Annotated in this window: 23 protein-coding genes; 12 read left to right on the top strand and 11 right to left on the bottom strand. The window is 69.6% G+C overall.

The genetic code is table 11. The annotated features are described in order from the left end of the window. Positions 1 to 12: 12 nt before the first annotated feature. The 4 genes from ABEA43_RS54940 to ABEA43_RS54925 all read left to right on the top strand — a co-directional run bounded on the left by ABEA43_RS54940 (position 13) and on the right by ABEA43_RS54925 (position 3455). A complete protein-coding gene (locus tag ABEA43_RS54940) occupies positions 13 to 234 on the top strand; it encodes a hypothetical protein (RefSeq protein ID WP_345575061.1) in 222 nt (73 codons plus the stop codon). A gap of 111 nt (positions 235 to 345) precedes the next feature. After that, a complete protein-coding gene (locus ABEA43_RS54935) occupies positions 346 to 1224 on the top strand; it encodes a VOC family protein (RefSeq protein ID WP_345575059.1) in 879 nt (292 codons plus the stop codon). 3 nt (positions 1225 to 1227) lie between these two features. Further along, positions 1228 to 2469 (top strand): carboxylesterase/lipase family protein, encoded by a 1242-nt coding sequence (locus ABEA43_RS54930; protein ID WP_345575057.1) that lies wholly within the window; start codon positions 1228 to 1230, stop codon positions 2467 to 2469. 5 nt (positions 2470 to 2474) lie between these two features. Then, complete coding sequence (locus tag ABEA43_RS54925; RefSeq protein ID WP_345575055.1) at positions 2475 to 3455, top strand: Lrp/AsnC family transcriptional regulator; 981 nt, start codon at positions 2475 to 2477, stop codon at positions 3453 to 3455. 6 nt (positions 3456 to 3461) lie between these two features. Here the strand turns inward: ABEA43_RS54925 and ABEA43_RS54920 are convergent, their stop codons facing one another. The 3 genes from ABEA43_RS54920 to ABEA43_RS54910 are packed head-to-tail and all read right to left on the bottom strand — an operon-like array spanning position 3462 to position 5480. After that, on the bottom strand, positions 3462 to 4175 hold the full coding sequence (locus tag ABEA43_RS54920) for a flavodoxin (protein WP_345575053.1): 714 nt from the start codon (positions 4173 to 4175) through the stop codon (positions 3462 to 3464). Beyond that, positions 4175 to 4477 (bottom strand): MDR/zinc-dependent alcohol dehydrogenase-like family protein, encoded by a 303-nt coding sequence (locus tag ABEA43_RS54915; protein ID WP_425570611.1) that lies wholly within the window; start codon positions 4475 to 4477, stop codon positions 4175 to 4177. Before ABEA43_RS54915 ends, ABEA43_RS54920 begins: the two co-directional genes overlap by 1 nt. A 25-nt stretch (positions 4478 to 4502) precedes the next feature. Then, entirely contained in the window at positions 4503 to 5480 is a 978-nt protein-coding gene (locus ABEA43_RS54910) for an aldo/keto reductase (RefSeq protein ID WP_345575051.1), read from the bottom strand. 248 nt (positions 5481 to 5728) lie between these two features. Here ABEA43_RS54910 and ABEA43_RS54905 point away from each other — a divergent pair, with 248 nt between their 5' ends. After that, the gene (locus ABEA43_RS54905; RefSeq protein WP_345575049.1) at positions 5729 to 6640 is read left to right on the top strand and encodes a helix-turn-helix transcriptional regulator; all 912 of its coding nucleotides are present in this window, start codon (positions 5729 to 5731) and stop codon (positions 6638 to 6640) included. 218 nt (positions 6641 to 6858) lie between these two features. Further along, positions 6859 to 7038 (top strand): twin-arginine translocation signal domain-containing protein, encoded by a 180-nt coding sequence (locus ABEA43_RS54900; RefSeq protein WP_345575047.1) that lies wholly within the window; start codon positions 6859 to 6861, stop codon positions 7036 to 7038. A 2-nt stretch (positions 7039 to 7040) separates the two neighbouring features. On the opposite strand, the gene ABEA43_RS54895 is transcribed toward ABEA43_RS54900, so the two are convergent. Further along, positions 7041 to 7982, bottom strand: coding sequence for a LysR family transcriptional regulator (locus ABEA43_RS54895; protein WP_345575045.1), 942 nt, complete (start codon positions 7980 to 7982; stop codon positions 7041 to 7043). Positions 7983 to 8100: 118 nt separating this feature from the next. Here ABEA43_RS54895 and ABEA43_RS54890 point away from each other — a divergent pair, with 118 nt between their 5' ends. After that, positions 8101 to 8601 carry a nuclear transport factor 2 family protein gene (locus ABEA43_RS54890; protein WP_345575043.1) on the top strand — a complete coding sequence of 167 codons (501 nt, stop codon included), beginning with the start codon at positions 8101 to 8103 and terminating at the stop codon, positions 8599 to 8601. Continuing rightward, positions 8552 to 9094 (top strand): YceI family protein, encoded by a 543-nt coding sequence (locus ABEA43_RS54885; RefSeq protein ID WP_345575041.1) that lies wholly within the window; start codon positions 8552 to 8554, stop codon positions 9092 to 9094. Before ABEA43_RS54890 ends, ABEA43_RS54885 begins: the two co-directional genes overlap by 50 nt. A 19-nt stretch (positions 9095 to 9113) precedes the next feature. Here ABEA43_RS54885 and ABEA43_RS54880 read toward each other — a convergent pair whose 3' ends face one another. From ABEA43_RS54880 to ABEA43_RS54870, 3 genes are all read right to left on the bottom strand, one after another. Further along, positions 9114 to 10040 carry a nucleoside hydrolase gene (locus tag ABEA43_RS54880; RefSeq protein ID WP_345575039.1) on the bottom strand — a complete coding sequence of 309 codons (927 nt, stop codon included), beginning with the start codon at positions 10038 to 10040 and terminating at the stop codon, positions 9114 to 9116. 715 nt (positions 10041 to 10755) lie between these two features. Next, positions 10756 to 11256, bottom strand: coding sequence for a pyridoxamine 5'-phosphate oxidase family protein (locus tag ABEA43_RS54875; RefSeq protein ID WP_345575037.1), 501 nt, complete (start codon positions 11254 to 11256; stop codon positions 10756 to 10758). Positions 11257 to 11345: 89 nt separating this feature from the next. Beyond that, positions 11346 to 11786, bottom strand: coding sequence for a VOC family protein (locus ABEA43_RS54870; protein ID WP_345575035.1), 441 nt, complete (start codon positions 11784 to 11786; stop codon positions 11346 to 11348). Positions 11787 to 11972: 186 nt separating this feature from the next. Here ABEA43_RS54870 and ABEA43_RS54865 point away from each other — a divergent pair, with 186 nt between their 5' ends. The 3 genes from ABEA43_RS54865 to ABEA43_RS54855 all read left to right on the top strand — a co-directional run bounded on the left by ABEA43_RS54865 (position 11973) and on the right by ABEA43_RS54855 (position 14451). After that, positions 11973 to 12158: a P-loop NTPase family protein gene (locus tag ABEA43_RS54865; RefSeq protein ID WP_345575033.1), complete on the top strand. Its 186-nt coding sequence runs from the start codon at positions 11973 to 11975 to the stop codon at positions 12156 to 12158. 744 nt (positions 12159 to 12902) lie between these two features. Further along, the gene (locus ABEA43_RS54860; RefSeq protein WP_345575031.1) at positions 12903 to 13985 is read left to right on the top strand and encodes a sulfite exporter TauE/SafE family protein; all 1083 of its coding nucleotides are present in this window, start codon (positions 12903 to 12905) and stop codon (positions 13983 to 13985) included. 142 nt (positions 13986 to 14127) lie between these two features. Beyond that, positions 14128 to 14451, top strand: coding sequence for a P-loop NTPase family protein (locus ABEA43_RS54855; RefSeq protein WP_345575029.1), 324 nt, complete (start codon positions 14128 to 14130; stop codon positions 14449 to 14451). Here the strand turns inward: ABEA43_RS54855 and ABEA43_RS54850 are convergent. The 3 genes from ABEA43_RS54850 to ABEA43_RS54840 form a co-directional block, all read right to left on the bottom strand. Continuing rightward, complete coding sequence (locus ABEA43_RS54850; RefSeq protein ID WP_345575027.1) at positions 14448 to 14720, bottom strand: hypothetical protein; 273 nt, start codon at positions 14718 to 14720, stop codon at positions 14448 to 14450. The genes ABEA43_RS54855 and ABEA43_RS54850 overlap by 4 nt on opposite strands. A 198-nt stretch (positions 14721 to 14918) precedes the next feature. Continuing rightward, positions 14919 to 16088, bottom strand: coding sequence for a serine hydrolase domain-containing protein (locus tag ABEA43_RS54845; protein WP_345575025.1), 1170 nt, complete (start codon positions 16086 to 16088; stop codon positions 14919 to 14921). A gap of 53 nt (positions 16089 to 16141) precedes the next feature. Next, positions 16142 to 16273, bottom strand: coding sequence for a hypothetical protein (locus ABEA43_RS54840; protein WP_345575023.1), 132 nt, complete (start codon positions 16271 to 16273; stop codon positions 16142 to 16144). A gap of 14 nt (positions 16274 to 16287) precedes the next feature. Here ABEA43_RS54840 and ABEA43_RS54835 point away from each other — a divergent pair, with 14 nt between their 5' ends. Beyond that, positions 16288 to 16719: a hypothetical protein gene (locus tag ABEA43_RS54835; protein ID WP_345575021.1), complete on the top strand. Its 432-nt coding sequence runs from the start codon at positions 16288 to 16290 to the stop codon at positions 16717 to 16719. Here ABEA43_RS54835 and ABEA43_RS54830 read toward each other — a convergent pair. After that, the gene (locus tag ABEA43_RS54830; RefSeq protein WP_345575019.1) at positions 16682 to 17827 is read right to left on the bottom strand and encodes a serine hydrolase domain-containing protein; all 1146 of its coding nucleotides are present in this window, start codon (positions 17825 to 17827) and stop codon (positions 16682 to 16684) included. The two genes, ABEA43_RS54835 and ABEA43_RS54830, sit on opposite strands and share 38 nt — an antisense overlap. Positions 17828 to 17835: the final 8 nt, after the last annotated feature.

Genomic DNA, 17835 nt, shown 5'->3' with positions numbered 1-17835 from the left:
AGATCCGGGAGCATGGGGCTGGCCGGTTGCGTGTACGCCGCGGTGGCGGCCGATCTGTGGGCCGCCGCGGTGACGGGCGTGTCGGCCTGGATGCTGGCCACCGGATTCCTCATCCACCCGGCGGGGGAGCTCACCGTGACCGGCGGCTCCGACGCGATCCGCCTCATCGCCATCATGGGCATGTGCCTGGCCGGCGGGCTCTACGGCGTCTCCCGCCGCCGCCGCGCCGAATAGGCAGGCGCTGCCGTGTGGGATTTCGTCAGGATGGGGCCGCTGAATGTCGAAAGACGTCGATCCCACCCTGCCGGCTGGCACGGGCGCCCGCCGGGCAACAGCCTGTGACCCATGAACGCTCATGACATCGACCGGATCGACCACTCCGTCCTCTACACCACCGACATGGACGCCACCGCCGCGACCTACGAGGCGCTGGGCTTCACGCTCAGCCCGCTGTCCATGCACATGGGCTCCGACCGCCCCGGCGGCGAGCGCAGGCCGATGGGCGCCGGCAACCGCTGCGCCCTGTTCGGCCGCACCTATCTGGAGCTGCTCGGCCTGTTCGGGGACGGCTCGGCCGACCCCTGGAACATCCGTCCGCTCATCGCCCAGTACGAGGGCCTGCACGGGTACTCCTTCGGCTGCACCGACATCGAGACCGCCGAGAAGCGCCTGCGGACGGCTGGCCTGTCCTCCTCCGGAGTGCTGCCGCTGCAGCGGGACGTGGAAACGCCTGACGGCGTGGAGACCGCCCGCTTCCAGGCGGTCCACCTCGACCGTGCGCTCACGCCCGAAGGGCTGGTCCACGCCGCGTACCACCTGACTCCTGAGCTGATCCACCAGCCCCGTTACCTGGAGCACGCCAACGGCGCCACCGACCTGCACAGCGTGCTGCTCGTCGTGGACGACGCCGACCTGGAGCCCACTGCCGCCCGCTACGCCCTCATCCTGGACACCGAGCCGGTGATCGAGGGGCCGTTCCGGGCGCTGCCGCTCCCGCTGGGCCGGGTGGAGGTCGTCGCGGTGTCCGCCTTCCGCGCGATGATGCCCGGCGAGCCGGTGCCCGTGCTGCCGTACATGGCCGGGCAGTCCGTGTCGGTACGTGACCTGCGGGCAGCCCGCGACCTGGTGGAGGGCAACGGATTCAGCACGGGTGACCTGCCCGGCGGGTTCTTCGTCGGAGCCGCCCAGGCTCGCGGTGCCGCGCTGGCCTTTCTGGAGGTGTGACCGGTGACCGGCCTGATCCACGCACCCGCCGGGACGCTGCGCGGCGTCCCCGCGGGCGGCGCGGCAACCGCCTTCCTCGGCATCCCGTACGCCCGCGCCGAGCGGTTCGCCGCGCCACGGCGGACGCGATGGGACGGCGAGCTGGACGCCGTCCGACCGGGTCCGGCGGCCCCGCAGCCGCGCGCGTCCCGCCTCGAACGCGTCCTCGGCCCCGGCGGCGATCTCCGCCAGGATGAGGATTGCCTGTCGCTCAACGTCTGGACGCCGGGCGGCAGCGGGTTGCCGGTCCTGGTCTGGCTGCACGGCGGCGGCTTCCTGACCGGATCCGGCGCCCAAGCCTGGTACGACGGCACGCTGCTGGCCGAACGCGGCCGGATGGTGGTGGTCACCGTCAACTACCGGCTGGGCGCCCTGGGCTACCTGTACCTGACGCCAGAGTTCGCCCCGGCCAACGCCGGACTGCTCGACCAGATCGCCGCTCTGAACTGGGTGAAGGAGAACATCGCGGCCTTCGGCGGCGACGCGGATCGCGTGACGCTGGCCGGCCAGTCCGCAGGAGCATTGTCCGCGCTGGCCCTGCCCCGCCATCCCGCGGGCCGCGACCTGTTCCGGCAGGTCATCCTGCAGAGCACACCAACCGGGGTTCGGCCGTACAGCGTCGGCGACGCCGCCGGGATCGGGCAGATCCTCCTGGATGTCCTCGGGCTGCGCCTGGGCGATGCCGAACGGCTGCGCACCCTGCCGCTGGACGACCTGCTCACGGCCCAGGGGGAGGTCGTCCGCCGCACCGCGCGGCCCCATGAATTGGCACCGCCCTTCCACCTCGTCGCCGCCGGCGGCGTGCCGGCCGACCTGACCACCGGCGCCCGGGAAGAGGCGCCCACGCTGATCGGCACCTCCCGGGACGAAGCCCGGGCGTTCCTGCCCCAGGCCGCGGCCGAGCTCACCACACGCCTGTTTCGCGACGGCAGCCTGCGCCTGGCCGGGCAGGCCCGCTCCGCCCACGTCTACCAGTTCGACTGGTCACCGCCGGGCAGCCCGTTCGGCGCCTGCCACTGCATCGAACTGCCGTTCGTCTTCGGCAACCTGCACGCCTGGCACGCCGCCCCGATGCTGGCCGGCGCCGAGCCCGCGCAGCTCGACCGGCTCGTGGCGGACGTGCAGCGCGCCTGGGCGGCCTTCGTCCACGACGGCTCGCCCGGCTGGCCCGCCTTCCCGCACGTCCAGCACATCACACCGACCTGACCACGGTGGCCGTCCCAGTCCTGGACGCACTCGACCGCGCCATCGTCCACGCCCTGCACGTGGACGGACGCGCGCCCTTCAGCCGTATCGCGTCGGTGCTGGAGGTGTCCGACCAGACGGTCGCGCGCCGCTACCACAGGCTCCGCTCCGACAACCTTCTCAAAGTGGTCGGTCAGGCGCAGGCGCGACGGCTGGGCTGGGTGGAGTGGTTCGTCCGCATCCAGGTCATGCCCGACTCGGCCGTGCCCATCGCCGAGGCCCTGGCTCGCCGATCGGACACCTCCTGGGTCAGCCTCACCTCCGGGGGCACTGAGATCGTCTGCGTGGTGCGGGCGCGTAACTCCCGCGAGCGCGATGCGCTGCTCCTGGGCCAGTTGCCCCGCACACCACGCGTGGTCGGGGTGACGGCGCACTGCCTGCTACGGGTCTTCGCCGGCGGCCCCACCGGCTGGCACGGCAGAGCCGACTCGCTCACGCGCGAGCAGATCGCCGCGCTCGCCCCACAGCACGTGCCGGGGGCCCGGCAGGAGCGGGTCGTGCTGGACGAAGGCGACGAACGGCTGCTGGGGGCCCTGGCCCGGGACGGCCGCGCGGGATACCCGGAGCTGATCCACGCCACCGGCTGGTCCCCGGCGACGGCCCGGCGCAGACTGGACCACCTGCGCACTTGCGGCGTGGTCTTCTTCGACGTGGACATCGACCCGCTGCTGCTGGGCTTCGAAATGGTGGCGATCCTGTGGCTGACGGTCGAGCCCGGTGCATTGCGCCACACGGCCCAGGCGGTTGCCACGCATCCCGAGGTCGCCTTCGCCGCCGCCACCACCGGCCCGACCAACGTGCTGATGTTCGTCGCCTGCCGCGACACCGAAGCGCTCTACGACTACCTCGAGAGCGGGATAGGAAGCCTGCCGGGCGTGCGGCACGTCGAAAGCGCTCCGGTCATCCGAGACAGCAAACGAGCCGGTGCCACCACCGCGGGAACGTAACCCGGCTCAGGTGGGGCTGCTCGACGCGGGCGGCGCGGCGAGCAGCCGGAGGCGCCGCAGCCATGCTTCGACGGCCGCGCCGGCCTCGTTGACCTCTTCCCCGCGGACGGCGAGGCCTTCGCCGATGGTCGCGCCGGGGCAGGTGGCGGCGTAGTCGCGGGCAGTGGTGCCCAGCCCGCTCATGGCGTAGGTGGTGAACGGGACGACGGTCTTGCCGCGAAGGTCGAGGCCCTCGGTGAACGTCGACATGATCAGGGGCGCCCGGACGTTCCAGATGGGGCTGCCCAGCAGCACCGTGTCATAGCGGTCGATCGAGGGCAGCGCGCCGGCGATGGCCGGGCGGACGTCGGCGTCTTGTTCGCGTACGTTCCGTGCGACGGTCTCCTCGTAGCCGGTGGGGTAGGGGTCGGCGGGTTCGATGCGGTGGACGTCGCAGTCGATGCGCCCGCTGATCATCCGGGCGACCACTTCGGTGTTGCCGACCTGCAGGTTCCGGCGTCCTCCGTAGGAGTAGTTCTCTCCCGCGCGGGAGAAGTAGGCCAGCAGGACGGACTTCGCGGCAGGCGCAGGCCCAGGCTCGGCGGCGGCCCGCCGGGCTGGGGCGGAGGCGCAGCCGAGGATCGGGACTCCAGCCATCACGGCCCCTCCGGCCAGGAACGCGTCACGCAGGAACGAGCGCCGTTCCAGCGGGGCGGTGCGATCGTCGCCAGGGTTCGTCATCACATGCTCCGATGGGGTGGTCGTACTCGCGCGCCCGACTCTGCACGGGCGGGGGCGGCTCCGCCGGTCAGCTCGCGGACCTTGGCCGTGCCTTCCTCGCCGCGTTCGGCGACGACGTCGGTGGCGCCGAAGCCGCGGCTCACCCCGGCGGTGACGGCGCCGTGGTGGCCGGTGCACAGCACGTCCGACAGCAGCGGCGAGGTCTCCTCGACGGGCAGCGTGACCAAGGTCCCGTCGGCCACCGGGACGCGGACGGCTTCGCCCTGCCCGCCGTCGACGCCGTCCATGACGGCTGCTCGCATGACGTACTCCTCAATGCTGGTTGGGTCAGCGCTCCATCATCCGCAGACCGGATTCGGGGTGGGTGTCACCCGCGGCCGGAGGGAGACTGGAGAGCTTGTCGATCTGCTGGGTGGTCAACTGGACGCCGTCGGCGGCGGTGTTCTCCTCCACCCGGCTGACGCGCTTGGTGCCGGGAATGGGGGCGATGTCGTCGCCCTGGGCCAGCAACCAGGCCAGGGCGACCTGGGCGGGGGTGGCGCCCGCCTCGGCGGCGACGGCCTCGACCTCGTCGGCGATGCGCAGGTTGCGCTGGAAGTTCTCGCCGGTGAAGCGCGGGTTGCCGTGCCGGAAGTCGTTCTCTTCGAAGCCGTCGGTGGAGCGGACCTTCCCGGTCAGGAAGCCGCGGCCCAACGGCGAGAACGGCACCAGGCCGATGCCCAGCTCGCGCAGCACCGGCAGCACCCGATCCTCCAGGCCACGGGTCCACAGCGAGTACTCCGACTGCACGGCGGTGACGGGGTGCACGGCGTGGGCGCGGCGGATGGTCTCCGGGCCGGCCTCGGACAGGCCGATGTGGCGGATCTTGCCCTGCTGCACGAGCTCGGCCAGGGCGCCGGCGGTGTCCTCGATGGGCGTGTTCGGGTCGACCCGGTGCTGGTAGTACAGGTCGATGTGGTCGGTGCCGAGCCTCTTGAGCGAGCCTTCGACCGCGGCGCGGATGTTGGCGGGGCTGCTGTCGACGTTCCCGGGGCCCGCGCCGGCGTGCGAGACCAGGCCGAACTTGGTGGCCAGCACGACCTGGTCGCGGCGGCCGTTCAGGGCCCGGCCGAGAAGCTCCTCGTTGGTGTACGGGCCGTAGATCTCGGCGGTGTCGAGGAGCGTGACGCCCAGCTCCAGGGCCCGGAGGATGGTGCGGATGGACTCGGCCTCGTCGGTGCCGGCACCGGTGTAGCCGTGGGACATCCCCATCGCGCCCAGACCGATGCGGGAGACCTCCAGGTCGCCGAGCAGGATGTGCTTCATCGGGTTTCTCCGTTCGCGTGCGGGGCGGATACAGGACGCCCAACCCATCGATGTCACTTTTTGTAATATTTCATGTGCACAGAGTGTGATATCGGAGTGGGGTGTCGGCTGTCAAAACCGGCTTCCACCTTCGCGTGGTTCCGGCTTCGGTACCAGGGCGGGTCGTGCCGGGGTGTGGCGTTCAGGGGTAATGACACGGCCCCCCACCTGGCCACCGAGCATGCCGGCTCGGGTGTGAGACTGAAGGCATGGCACCTCAGCGCACCACCAGCAGCAGCGACACGGAGCTGGGCCGGTTCCTGCGTGCCCGCCGTACCCAGACCAGCCCTGAGCGGGTGGGCCTGTCCGTCGGCACAGGACTGCGCCGGACCCCGGGTCTGCGCAGGGAAGAGCTGGCCACCCTCTCCGGGATCAGCATCGACTACTACGTGCGTCTTGAGCGCGGCAAGGAGACCCGGCCCAGTCCTTCCGTGATCGACGCGCTCGCGCGTGCCCTCCAGCTCGACGACGAGGAGCATCAGCACCTACGCGAGCTGGCCGCCCGCGCGGCCCATTACGCCGCCGAGCCGCCGCCTCCGCCCAGCCGCACCGTACGGCCCCATCTGAAACTGCTGCTGGAGACGCTGCGCCCCAGCCCCGCCTACATCGTCAGCCGCAGCATGGACCTCCTGGCCTGGAACCCCGGCGGGCTCGCCCTGTACGCGGGCATCGACGACTGGCCGCTCAAGCAGCGCAACATCGCCCGCTACCTGTTCCTGCACCCCGCCTCGCGCGGGTTGTTCCCCGACTGGGACTACCAGATCCGCGGCTGTGTCGCCCGGCTGCGCGCCCAGGCCGGCACCGCGCCCGACGCGCCCGACCTGACCAACCTCGTCGGCGAACTGCTCCTCAAGAGCCCCGACTTCGCCAAGCTCTGGGAACGCTATGACGTGACCGGCCGCAAGCCCGTCCGCAAGACCTTCCACCACCCGCATGTGGGCACCATCAGCCTCAGCGCCCAGTCCATGACGCTGGAAGGCACCCCCGGCCAGCGCCTGGGGGTCTATGTCGCCGAGCCCGGGAGCCCGGACTACGATGCGATGCTGCTGCTCGACCTGACCGCGCCCGAGTCCGCCGGGCATGCGGCCGTACAGGATGAGACGCCGCGCGCACAGTCCTGAGCGTGGGTGGTTGTGCCATTCCCCTGAACGCCGTTCCCTGGCACATCGCGCCCTGCCACGCGGCCGGCCGAGCCGCCAGTCTGACGGTCACGGTGTCAAGGCCGCGCCTTGCACACCTGCGTCGACGACCACTGACCCCTCCACCGCCGTCGACGACCACTGACCCCTCCACCGCCGTCGACGACCACTGACCCCTCCACCGCAATGAGAGAGTGGCCATGTCTGCCGAGCTACCCGAGTCAACCGTCGCTCCCGCTGAGGGATCCGCGACCGCTCTGTCCCGGCGCACGTTCATCGCGACCACCGCCACCGTGGTCGGTGGCGTCGCCACAACCGCGGGTCTCGCCACAGAGCCCGCCGCCGCACAGGCGCCCATCACCGTTGACGCCCTGCTCTGAAATCAACCCGTCAGGTCTTCGTCTGGCTCGTCGGCTGTGCCGGCGTGGGGTTGGTCCAGCGCAATGGGGCCGAGGTCGGCGGCGGTCTGCGCCAGTGCGCGGATGGTGGGGCTGTCGGCGCTGGACCGCCAGATCAGGGCGTACCGGAGGGCGGGGGCGTCGCGGAAGGGCACGAAGACGATGCCGGGCGGGCTGTTGTAGCGGGCGGCGATCTCGCCCAGCGGGTGGACGCAGTCTCCGGTGGCGACCAGGGTGAGGATCTCGTGGAACGTACGCGCGATGGGCCCGCGCGGGATCCGGCGGCCGAGCGGCGTATGGAAGGGGGCCATGGACGCGACCCAGTACTCCGGCGCGCCCGGGCCTAGGTCGACGACGTGGTTGTCGGCGAGGTCCTCCAGGGACGCGCTGCCGCGATCGGCCAGCGGATGGCCGGAGGCCACCGCCAGCACCCGGCCACTGGCGAGCACGGTGGGGCCGACGGTGAGGTCCGGTTCGGCCACCGGCAACCACAACACGTGCGCGTCGGCGTCGCCGTCGCGCAGGGCGGTGAACGGATCACCGCCGGTGACCTCACTGAACCGGACGTCGCTGCCGGGGTAACGGGCACGGAACGCGTCGACGAGGGGGCGCAACTCGTGTCCCGCATGGCCGAACACGCCCAGCCGGACGGTCTGGCCCGCGCCCAGACCTGCCGCTTCGGCGCGGGCGAGTCCTTCCTGGAGCAGGTCGTAGGCCTGCTGCAGATCTTCGCGGAGTCGCCGGCCGACCGGGGTCAGGCTCACGCGCCGGCTGGTGCGGTCGAACAGCGCCGCGCCGATGCGGCGCTCTTGTTTGCCGATGGCCTGGCTGACGCGCGCCTGGGACACGTGCAGCCGTTCGGCGGTCCGGCCGAAATGCAGCTCTTCGGCGAGCGTCAGGAAGATCTCGATGTCCCGTAGCTCCATAGATAACCCCCACATTATGGATCGCCCCACAAGTCTTACATTGTTCCGCCGCTGACCTGCCCCGATGCTGGACACGCCACCGCTCGGCAGGTGGACATCGACAAGGCAGGGGAGACCGATGAGCGACATGCAGGCGATCGCCGACCGCGTCGAGATCGAGGCGCTGCGCGGCGAGCTCACCGACGCGGTGATGATGCGCGACTTCGACCGCGTCGAAGCGCAGTTCACCCCCGACGCCGCCATGCGGTGGCCGCACATCGGCAAGGAGTTCGTCGGCCGGGACGCGATCCGCGCCGGGATCGAATGGGGGCAGGGGCTGTGGGAGTTCTTCGTGCAGAACGTCCACCCCGGCACCATCCAGCTCGACGGCGACACCGCGACCGGCCGGGCCTACGTCCATGAGTTCGGGCGGATGCGGGACGGCAGCTCACATCTGAACTACGCCCTCTACCACGACCGCTACGAGCGCACCCTTGAGGGCTGGAAGTTCGCCGAGCGCGTCTACGAAGTCAGGTATCTCGACCCCACCCCGCTCGCGGGCTCGCCACTGATTCCTAGGAGTGACCAGCATGACAAGCACGACCGTGCTGCCCGATTTGACCGGCCACTACACCCTTGACCTGGCCCGCACCCGGATCGGCTTCGTCGCCCGGCACACCATCGGCCCGGCGGTGCCCGGACAGTTCGGCCGGTTCGAGGGTGGCGCGTACCTGGACGGCGGCGACCCGTCCAGGTCGAGCGCCGAGCTCACCATCCAGACCGGCAGCCTCCAGACCAGCAACGGGCAGCGTGACGGATACCTGCGCGGCAAATATCTGAACCTGGCCGGCCAGCCGACCATCACCTTCACCTCCAGCCAGGTGAAGCAGGCCGGCGAAACCACGTTCGAGCTCACCGGTGATCTGACCATCCGCGGCGTGACCAACCCGATCACCGTGAGCTTCGAACTGACCGGCGCCGAGCACGACCCGTCGGGCAGTCTTCTGGTCCACTTCAAGGGCGGCGCCACGATCAACCGCAAGGACTGGGGCGTGCACTGGGCCGCCGCCACCGGCCTGGTCGGCAAGACGGTGGCGCTGGAGCTCGACGTCACCGCGATCCGACGGCCCTGACCGATTCAACCCACCGCGGCTATCGCCGTTGGGCCGTTTCGACGGCGTTGATCCAGGTCTCGTGGAAGCCCTGTTCGTCCAGGTCGGTGAGCACCTGCGTCCGCCGCCCGTTCTGGTCGGCCACGAAGGACAACTGCTCCGCTTCGAGGACGGTGCGCAGGCGCTGTTCCTGGACGACGGCCCCGGTCCAGCCGAGGGCCACGGCGCACGCGACGGGGTCCCAGTGGATGTTGAGCAGGTCGTCGGGCAGTCCAGCGTGGGCGCGGCCAAGCTCCGTCATGCCGCTGTCCATGGCGTAGGCCCGGCATTGACGGGCGAGCAGCTCTCCCAACGGCCCGGATGCGGCCAGACGGGGCAGGTGAGCGGCCCGTAGGTGGGCCCTGAAGGCGATGGGGAGGGTGACCAGGGTGAGCTGGGCACGCTCGCCGAGCAGCTGGGCGGCTCGGGTGTCGCACTGGGTGTTCCAGTCCATCTCCGGGCCCCACGCGGGCAGCCCGGGGGCGGGGGCCTGCACCCAGCCGCCCATGGCCACCACCGGCACCCCGTCGAGACGGCCGGGCCGGGCCGCGTGCAGCAGCGCCAGGTTGGTGAAGGGTCCGATGGCCGCGATGGTGGCGCCCAGCTCGATGCTGTGGTCCAGCAGGTCGCTCGCAGCCTCAGGCGGTGCCGGACGGGGTGCGACGGGAGCGTCCCAGTACCGCTCATGGTCGGGTAGGTCGCCCATGCACCGGCCTGTGGTGAGCGACCGTCCGGCACCGGCGACGACGGGGATGTCCTGGCGCCCGGCCAGCTGGAGACAATGCGCGACATAACCGGCCCGCCGGCCATCGGGGTCACAGCTCGTGGTGATGCCGACCACCTCCACGCCGGGCCAGCCGAGAACCATCGCCAGGGCGCAGAGGTCGTCAGGATCCCCGCCCAGGTCGGTGTCGATGTGCAGGCGCATGTCTCAGCATCCTGTCGTCCCCCGCGCCGCCCTGCCACGGGTTTTCCGGCCGATCACCATAGGGGCCCGCGACGGACGGGAACGCCTGGAGGGCCGCTGCGTGCTGCGAAGCACGGGACAGCTACTCCTGCTGTGCTGGGCTTGGTCAGGTGAAGCTGGCTTTGTCGCAACGGTTGGCTACCGTGGCCGCTTCAGGGAGACGTAGGCGAGTGAGGGGAGCCGATGCAGACATCCGCCACCGAAAACGGCATAAATATTGATTTAGGCAATCCCTACGTGCTGGTGGCCTTGGCTGCGGCCCGGCTCGGCGCCCGTGATCTCTCGTCCGAGATCAGCGCGGTCTCCGTGGACGGGAAGGGGGCCGAATGGGAGGTGCGCTGGGCCAGCGGGGACCCGTTCGATCCGCGCCTCGTGAGCGCGTTCCACACAGCGCGTTCCACACAGCGCGTTCCACACAGCGCGTTCCACACACCGTACTTCCCCACGCATGTAGCCACGGCGCTGGTGGACGGCCGCCTCCTCGCGATCACCAACGGCGACGGCGTCTCGGCGCGGGTATGGGACCTGGCCGGCGGACGCGAGCTCGGCCATCCGCTGACCGGCCACACCGGCTGGGTGCGGTCAGTGGCCCGCCCCTCGCGGATCCGCCTGACTTGTCGTCCTGGACCCGGTGGATGGGCTGTGCGTGGGGCTCCCGCGCACAGCCCATCTCCACTCAGGCGCGCTGGCGCTCTTCCCGCTGCCGCATCAGCTCCTCGACCGGGCTCGGCAGGGTCGTCTCGAAGTCGATCAGTTTCGCCCACGTGGGGGTCACCACGATCCGGACCATGCCGTCGTAGTAGAGGGAGCGCACCTCCGTCTCCCACCCGACCCGCTGCTCGGGGGTCATCTCGTAGGTGCTGGTCGCCTGGAGGTATTCGTCCGGGATGCCATCGACGTAGTCCAGCTCGGCCCGGCCGCGGATGAGCAGGATCTTGGGCGGGTGCACCTCGGTGTCGATCGTCAGGGCGACCATCGGGTTCGCGTGCAGGGCCCGGAGCTTCGGGGCGTTCTTCGCGGTGCTCATGACGATCGTCGAGCCGTTCCAGGCGAACGCGATCGGGACGTTGCGGGGGGTGCCGTCCTTGGCGACATAGGCCAAGCGGGTCAGGTCGCGGGCCAGCAGTTCCTGGCTGAGCGGTCGGTTCAGGACCTCGGTGACCTCGTACGGTTCCACGGTTGTGCCTCTCGTTGTCGTTTCCTGGCCCGCCCGGCGGACCCATCGGCATGCGCCCATCGTCTTCGGGAGCGGCCCCTTCCCAGCCTTCAGCTGAGCTGCTCGGCCAGTGCGACGATGATGCCTTCGGGGCCGCGGACGTAGCAGAGCCGGTAGCTGTCCTCGTACTGCGCCACCTCGCCGACGAGCTCGGCGCCGTGGGTGCGCAGCCGGGCGACGACGTCATCGATGCCTTCGACGGCGAACATGATGCGACGTATGCCCAGCGCGTTCGCCGGTGCGTTCTCCAGCCCGGGGCTGACCGCCGCCGGCGTGTGGTACTTCATCAGCTCAAGCCGGCCATGGCCGTCCGGGGTCCGCATCATGGCGACGTCGACCCGGACGCCGTCGAGCCCGGCGGCCAGGTCCGCCCACCGCCCCTCGACCAGCCCTTCGCCCTCCAGCTTGAGTCCGAGCTCGACGAAGAACGCAATCGCGGCCGGGAGGTCCTCGAAAACGATGCCCACGTTGTCCAGTCGCTGGATTGTCATCTGGCTACCTTCTGTGTTCATACGACGCCGCCAAGTTCCGGATGTCGTGCCTCTGATGGCCTCTACCTTGTCGGCCGGAAGCCGTGGGCGAACAGAGGTAAATGTCACGGCGTGGGCGCTGAATTCCACCTGTGGCATCCTGCGGGGCATGAGGCCCGTCCACGCTCTTCGGCGAGCGGCATACAGATGAACCGGATCGCCGTCGTCGGATCCTGCGGCAGCGGCAAATCGTACCTGGCCTGCGAGCTCGGCCGCCTGCTGAACGCGCCGGTCATCCACCTGGACGCGGTCTTCTACGACGACGAGTGGAACGCGCTGCCGCCCGGCGAGTTCGAAGCCGCGCAGCGCGAGCTCGTCGCCGAGCCGCGCTGAGTGATCGTCCTGTTGACTGAACTAAGAGCCCAACTCTCTGTGATCAGTAACCGTGTGCGAGGTCTGCTCGATGGTTCGTTGTGGATCTCTCTCATGCGGCAAAGGCGCAGCCGTACCGGTTGATGGACAGGTCCGGGACAGGCCTTGAGGTAGCGAACGCGTACCTGCTGGACCTGAAAGCCAGGGGGCACCCCAATACGACGCTGTACTCCTACAGCATGGCCCTAATGCGCTGGTTCAGGTTCTTGAACGCAGTCGAGGTTCCCTGGGACAAGGCAGGGCGTGAAGAAGCCCGGGACTTCATGCTGTGGCTGCAGACGGCAGCCAAGCCGCGCCGCAAGCGGGCGGATGCGCCAGCCGCGGGTTCGGTGAACGCAATCACCGGGAAGAGATACCCGGGCGCCGGGTACGCAGCGAGCACCGCCGCGCACAACGAGACGGTGGCGCGGGCATTCTACGACTTCGAGCAGGAAGTGGGCTGCGGCCCGTTGGTCAATCCGTTTCCGACGGTGCGTCATCGTGGCGGACGCGCGAACGCTCACCACAATCCCCTGGAACCCTTCCCGCGACAGCGTGCTGGCCTGTATCGGCCGCAACAGCCGAGCCGGATCCCGCGCAGCATCCCCGACGGGCTGTTCAACGACCTGTTCGCGGCGCCGCCCTCGCACCGGGACCGCGCTCGTAGCCTTCTATGTGAGCACCGGGGCACGCGCTTCGGAGCTGCCCGGCGCCCGGCAGCCGGGCGTGGACATCGGGCGGCAGACCATCGCGGTCATCCGAAAGGGAACTCGAGAGCAGCAATGGCTGCCCGCATCGACGGATGCGTTCGTGTGGCTGCGGCTCTGTCAGGAGCTGGGAGAGCCGACGCCGTCTGGCGCGGATCACAACGGACTGCCGTTCGTTCCATTCGCTGGGAGACCCCCAGCTGCCGGTGAGGCCGTCCGTTGCGGGACAATGGCGATCTCCGAGGGGCCGGGGCGAAGGATCGAGCGGGCAGGGAGCGTGATCGGCATGGTCGCGGACGATGCTGCTGTCCCCACGCGGGTAACACGCTCACTGCCGCTGGCGTTCGCCGCCGGCGCGGCCGTGGGTGTGCTGGGCGGCATGATCGGACTGGGTGGCGCCGAGTTCCGGCTGCCCCTGCTGATCAGCCTGTTCGGATTCGCCGCCCTGGCGGCGGTCATCCTGAACAAGGCGATGAGCCTGATCGTGGTGCTCACCGCGCTGCCCGCGCGGCTGGCCGCCGTCCCCCTCGCCGAGCTGGGCGCGCACTGGACCGTGGCGGCCAACCTGCTGGCCGGCAGCCTGCTCGGGGCCTGGACGGGCGCCTCCTGGGCAGTCCGCATGCGCAGCGCCACCCTCTATAAGGTGCTCGCGGCGCTGATGGTGTTGATGGCCGCCGCCCTGGTTCTCACGCACACCACCACCCTGGGTGCCCTGGCCCTGCCTGGCCTGGCGCAGGCGATCGCTGGGGTCGCGGCCGGGTTCGGCATCGGCGTGGTCGCCGCCATCATGGGCGTCGCCGGAGGCGAACTCCTGATCCCTGCGATCGTGCTGCTCTACTCCATCGACATCAAGACCGCCGGCAGCCTGTCCTTGGTCGTCTCCCTGCCCACCATGCTGGTCGCCTTCGCCCGCTACAGCCGCGACGGCAGCTTCGCCGTCCTGGGCGCCAACCTCCGCTTCGTCGCCGCCATGGTCGCCGGCTCCATCACCGGCGCTCTGCTCGGCGGCGTACTGCTTGGGGTCATCCCTGATCTGATGCTCATCCCTGTCCTGGCCATTGTGTTGCTGATCTCTGCCATCAAGATGGCCCGCCACGTCTGACGTCGGCGGCCCGGCGTTCCAGGGCATACATAGCCCGACCTGAGGCCGGCGAGGGCTACTCGATCGACCGTTGCCCGGATCCGTCAGGGCGTGGCCGGTTGGAGACTCCTCGCTCATCAGCATCGCAGTATGATCACTCTGCGTGACGTTCAGAGAAGACGGCAACTACAACTCCTCGCTGCGGGTGCGCCTGGAGGCGTGCGACACGGTGGTGATGATGGACGGGCCCACGTGGTCGGCGCTGTGGGGCATCGTCTCCCGCCAGGTCCGGTACGGCGCCGGCAAGCACGGGCGAGGCCGCATCCACTGGGGTCTGATCCGCTACGTGGCGGGCTACCGCCGCACCATGCGGCCCCGCGTACTGGAGAAGATGTCCCAGTACGCGGCCGGCAAACAGGCGGTCTTCCTGACCAGCCGCGCACACACACGCCGCTGGCTGGAGCAGGTCGCCGTCCGTACCTCCTAGATGCCGCGGGTGTAGGCGATACAGCTCGGGTCGGAGGAGGCGCTCGTGTCGAACTTCGCTCCGAGCTTCACGTACACCTGGTGCGGCTTCGGCCTGTGCACCGAGATGTTCCGCGTACCTGTCTTGCCGCCCTGGTAGTTGACGACTTTGAACACGAGGTCCGGCTTGGCGTCCTGCATGAAGGAGAAGCGGATGGTGTTCTTGCTGCCGACCTTGCCGACGATCCGCCAGGACACCTGGTTGAACACGTGCCGCGTCTCGAGCGTCACGTAGCGGATCCTGACCTCGATCTTGTAGTTGCCCTTCGCGCAGCGTGCGATGAGGTACTAATCGGCGGATGCCATGGCGGGCGCCGGCGCGATCGACACGGCCAATCCCATGGCGGCGACGACAGCCGCGTTACGCAGGATCTTCATGGTGTCCCTCCCGTTGGTCATGATCTTGATCAGGAGTTTAGGAAGCGGCGGTCATCGTGATCTCGGCGGGCACATCTCGGCTTCCATTTCCTTGGTGAGGATGCTGATCGGGTTGCCCCAGTCGCCGTTGATGTTGGTGACGACCATGTGCCTGCCGTCTCGGGTGCCCATCGCATAGGTCCAGGAGCCGTGGATCCTGCCGCCGTTGCCCCAGACCGTCACGCCGCAGGACAGCTTCTGGGAGAAGACGCCGAGCCCGTAGGCGGTGTTGTCGATCCACTGCGCGCCCTTGGTGGAGACGGTGGTGAACATCTCCTTTTGCAGCGCGGACGGCAGCAAGCGGCCGTTCAGCACTGCCCGATAGAAGGTGTGCAGGTCGCTCATGGTCGAGACGATGCTGCCGGCTGCCCCGGCCCAGGAGGGGTTCATGTCGGTGAGGTCGTAGGGGGTTGTGGTGTCCTCGCCGACCGGGAACTTGACGTAGTGCCGTGCGTGCGGCTTGCGCAGCTTGGTGCCTTCGCCCGGCAGGTACGTCTTCCGCAGGCCGAGCGGGCGGATGATGCGCCGGTTGATCTCTTCGGCGTAGGACCTGCCGGTGACCTTCTCGATGATCATTCCGGCGAGCGTGAAGTTGGTGTTGGAGTAACCCCACCCCTTACCAGGCGCGAAGGAGGGCGGGTTACGCATGGCTGTCGTCACCAGTTGCTCGGGACGGTAGCTGGTGAAACGGGTCTTGAGGAAGGCGGTGCTCCACTGTTCGGTCGCCAGGTCCGCATCCGAGGTGTAGGAGAAGATGCCGCTGGTCTGGTTGAGCAACTGCCTGATGGTGATCTTGCTGCCGTCGTGGCCGTTGCCCGTCACCACGCCGGGCAGCCACTTGTCCACGGTGTCGTCCAGGCTCAGCCGGCCCTCGGCCACCAGCTTCAACACCACGACCGCGACGAACGTCTTGGTGGTGCTGCCGGCCCGGAAGTACTCCTGCCGGCGGCGCTTGAGGCCGGTGTCGGTGTCGGCCACGCCTGCCGTACCGAACCATGACCTGGGGCCGTCACGGACTTCAGCCATGGCGCCAGGCATGCCGTCGGCCACGGCTTGGTCAAGCACCCGCTGGAGGCCGGCGTGGTCGTCGGCGCGGTCGTCGGCCACCGCCGCGGACGCGCTTACGGTCACGGCAACTGCGGCGGCGAGCAGACAGGCGGCGGTGCGGAGGATCTTGGTCATGGGTCGATCGCCTTTCCTTCAAGTGGAGTGTTCGCGCAGGGGAAATACGTGAGTCAGCTGGTGACACGGTGGAGCAGGATGTCGCCCTGGGTGACGTGGGCGTGGAGCTCGACGGTGTTGCCGTCGGACACCTCGGAGTCGTCGCCCAGGTTGTCGTGGACCCCTGCCGAGCGCGGTCTTGGCATCCGCCAATACCGCGGTGCCGTTCGGGATCCCGACGTTGATCGTCCCGGCGCCGACGTCCAGATCGGCGCGCCATCGCGCCGACCTTGATGGCGCCTTGCTCGACGGTCACGCGCAGGCCGTCTTCTGCCCGGTCCACCGTGACGTTCTCGGCGCCGTTGCCGATCACGGTGGCGCCGATGCTCTCGCCGACCTTGATCTGGCCGTGGGCGGTGGTGAGGGCAGCCGGGCCCCCGGACGTGGCGACGGTGATGTCGCCGTCGTCGGTGCTCAGGCGCGACTCGCCGGTGCGGGCGAGGTGGATGTGGCCACGGGAGACGTCGGCCCGCACCTCGCCCGTTCGGCGGCTGCGACGTCGGTGGCGTCGGCCGGATCGGCCGGCCGTACCTCGACGGTGGCGGGCGGCGTGCTTACGCCCCGATGGAAACGCCGAACTCCGCCTCGATGACTTTGAACATGGGGTCCCAGGACTTCCACTCGGTGTTGGTGTGCACGGCGACGGTGTGCCGGCCATCGGGAGTGCCGACCGCGAAGAAATAGGATCCCCAGAAGCTGCCGCCGATGCCGCGCAGCGTCCGGCCGCCGGTCGCCTGCTCGTCGAGCTCGAACATGCCCAGGCCGTAGCGGGTGTGCGGCATCCAGTAGCCGCCCTCGGTGGAGACGGTGGTCCACATCTGCCGGTGCTGTGCGGGCGGCAGCAGGCTGCCGGTGGTCATCGCGTTGAAGAAGCGGATCATGTCCGTCGTGGTGGAGACGACGTTGCCGGCCGCGTAGCCCAGGGAGGAGTTGAGCTCGGTGACGTCCAGAGGCGGCAGGCCGGGCTCCTCCATCAGTGATTGCCAGTTCTCCGGCGTGAGCGTGGCCGGGTCGGCGCCGTCCTTGAGGAACTGGTGAGAGTAGCCTCGCGGGTGCGGAGTGGGGTATCCGGTCTCGGTGGTGGGGCGCACGCGGGTGTGGGTCAGGCCGAGCGGCTGGACGACCCGGCGGTCGACCTCGTCGGCGTAGCTGTTGCCGGTGACCTTCTCGATGATCGCGCCGGCGATGTAGAAGCCGCCGTTGGCGTACTCGAAGCGTTCGCCGGGCGCACCGACCGGCGGCTGGGACACCGCCACCCGCAGCAGTTCCTCGGTGCTGAAGGTGTCGAAGCGATGCCGGTCGAACCCGGAGCGGGTGGCGTAGCGGTGGCTGACCTCCGGGGCCAGGCCGGTGGCGAACAGGCCGCTGGTGTTGCTGAGCAGGTGCCTGATGGTGATCTTGTCGCCGTCGTAGCCGCCTGCGTCCAGCACGCCGGGCAGGTGGGCGTTGACCGTGTCGTCGAGGCTGAGGCTGCCCTCGGCCTCCAGGGCCAGAAGCGTCGCGGCGGTGAAGGCCTTGCCGCTGCTGCCGGCGTGAAAGTACTCGCCCGGCACGCGCGGGGAGCCGGTCTCGATGTCGGCCACGCCAGCGGTGCCGAACCAGGTGCGGTCACCGTCCTTGACCTCGGCGACGATGCCGGGAATGCCGAACTCGGCCACCGACCGGTCGAGCACCTGCTGCACGTTCTCGTGGGCTGCCATTGCACTGC

It is taken from the genome of Nonomuraea rosea (assembly GCF_039539705.1).
GTDB lineage: Bacteria > Actinomycetota > Actinomycetes > Streptosporangiales > Streptosporangiaceae > Nonomuraea > Nonomuraea rosea.
Note: the sequence above shows the minus strand (reverse complement) of the source record. Positions and strands in the feature narration are given on the sequence as shown.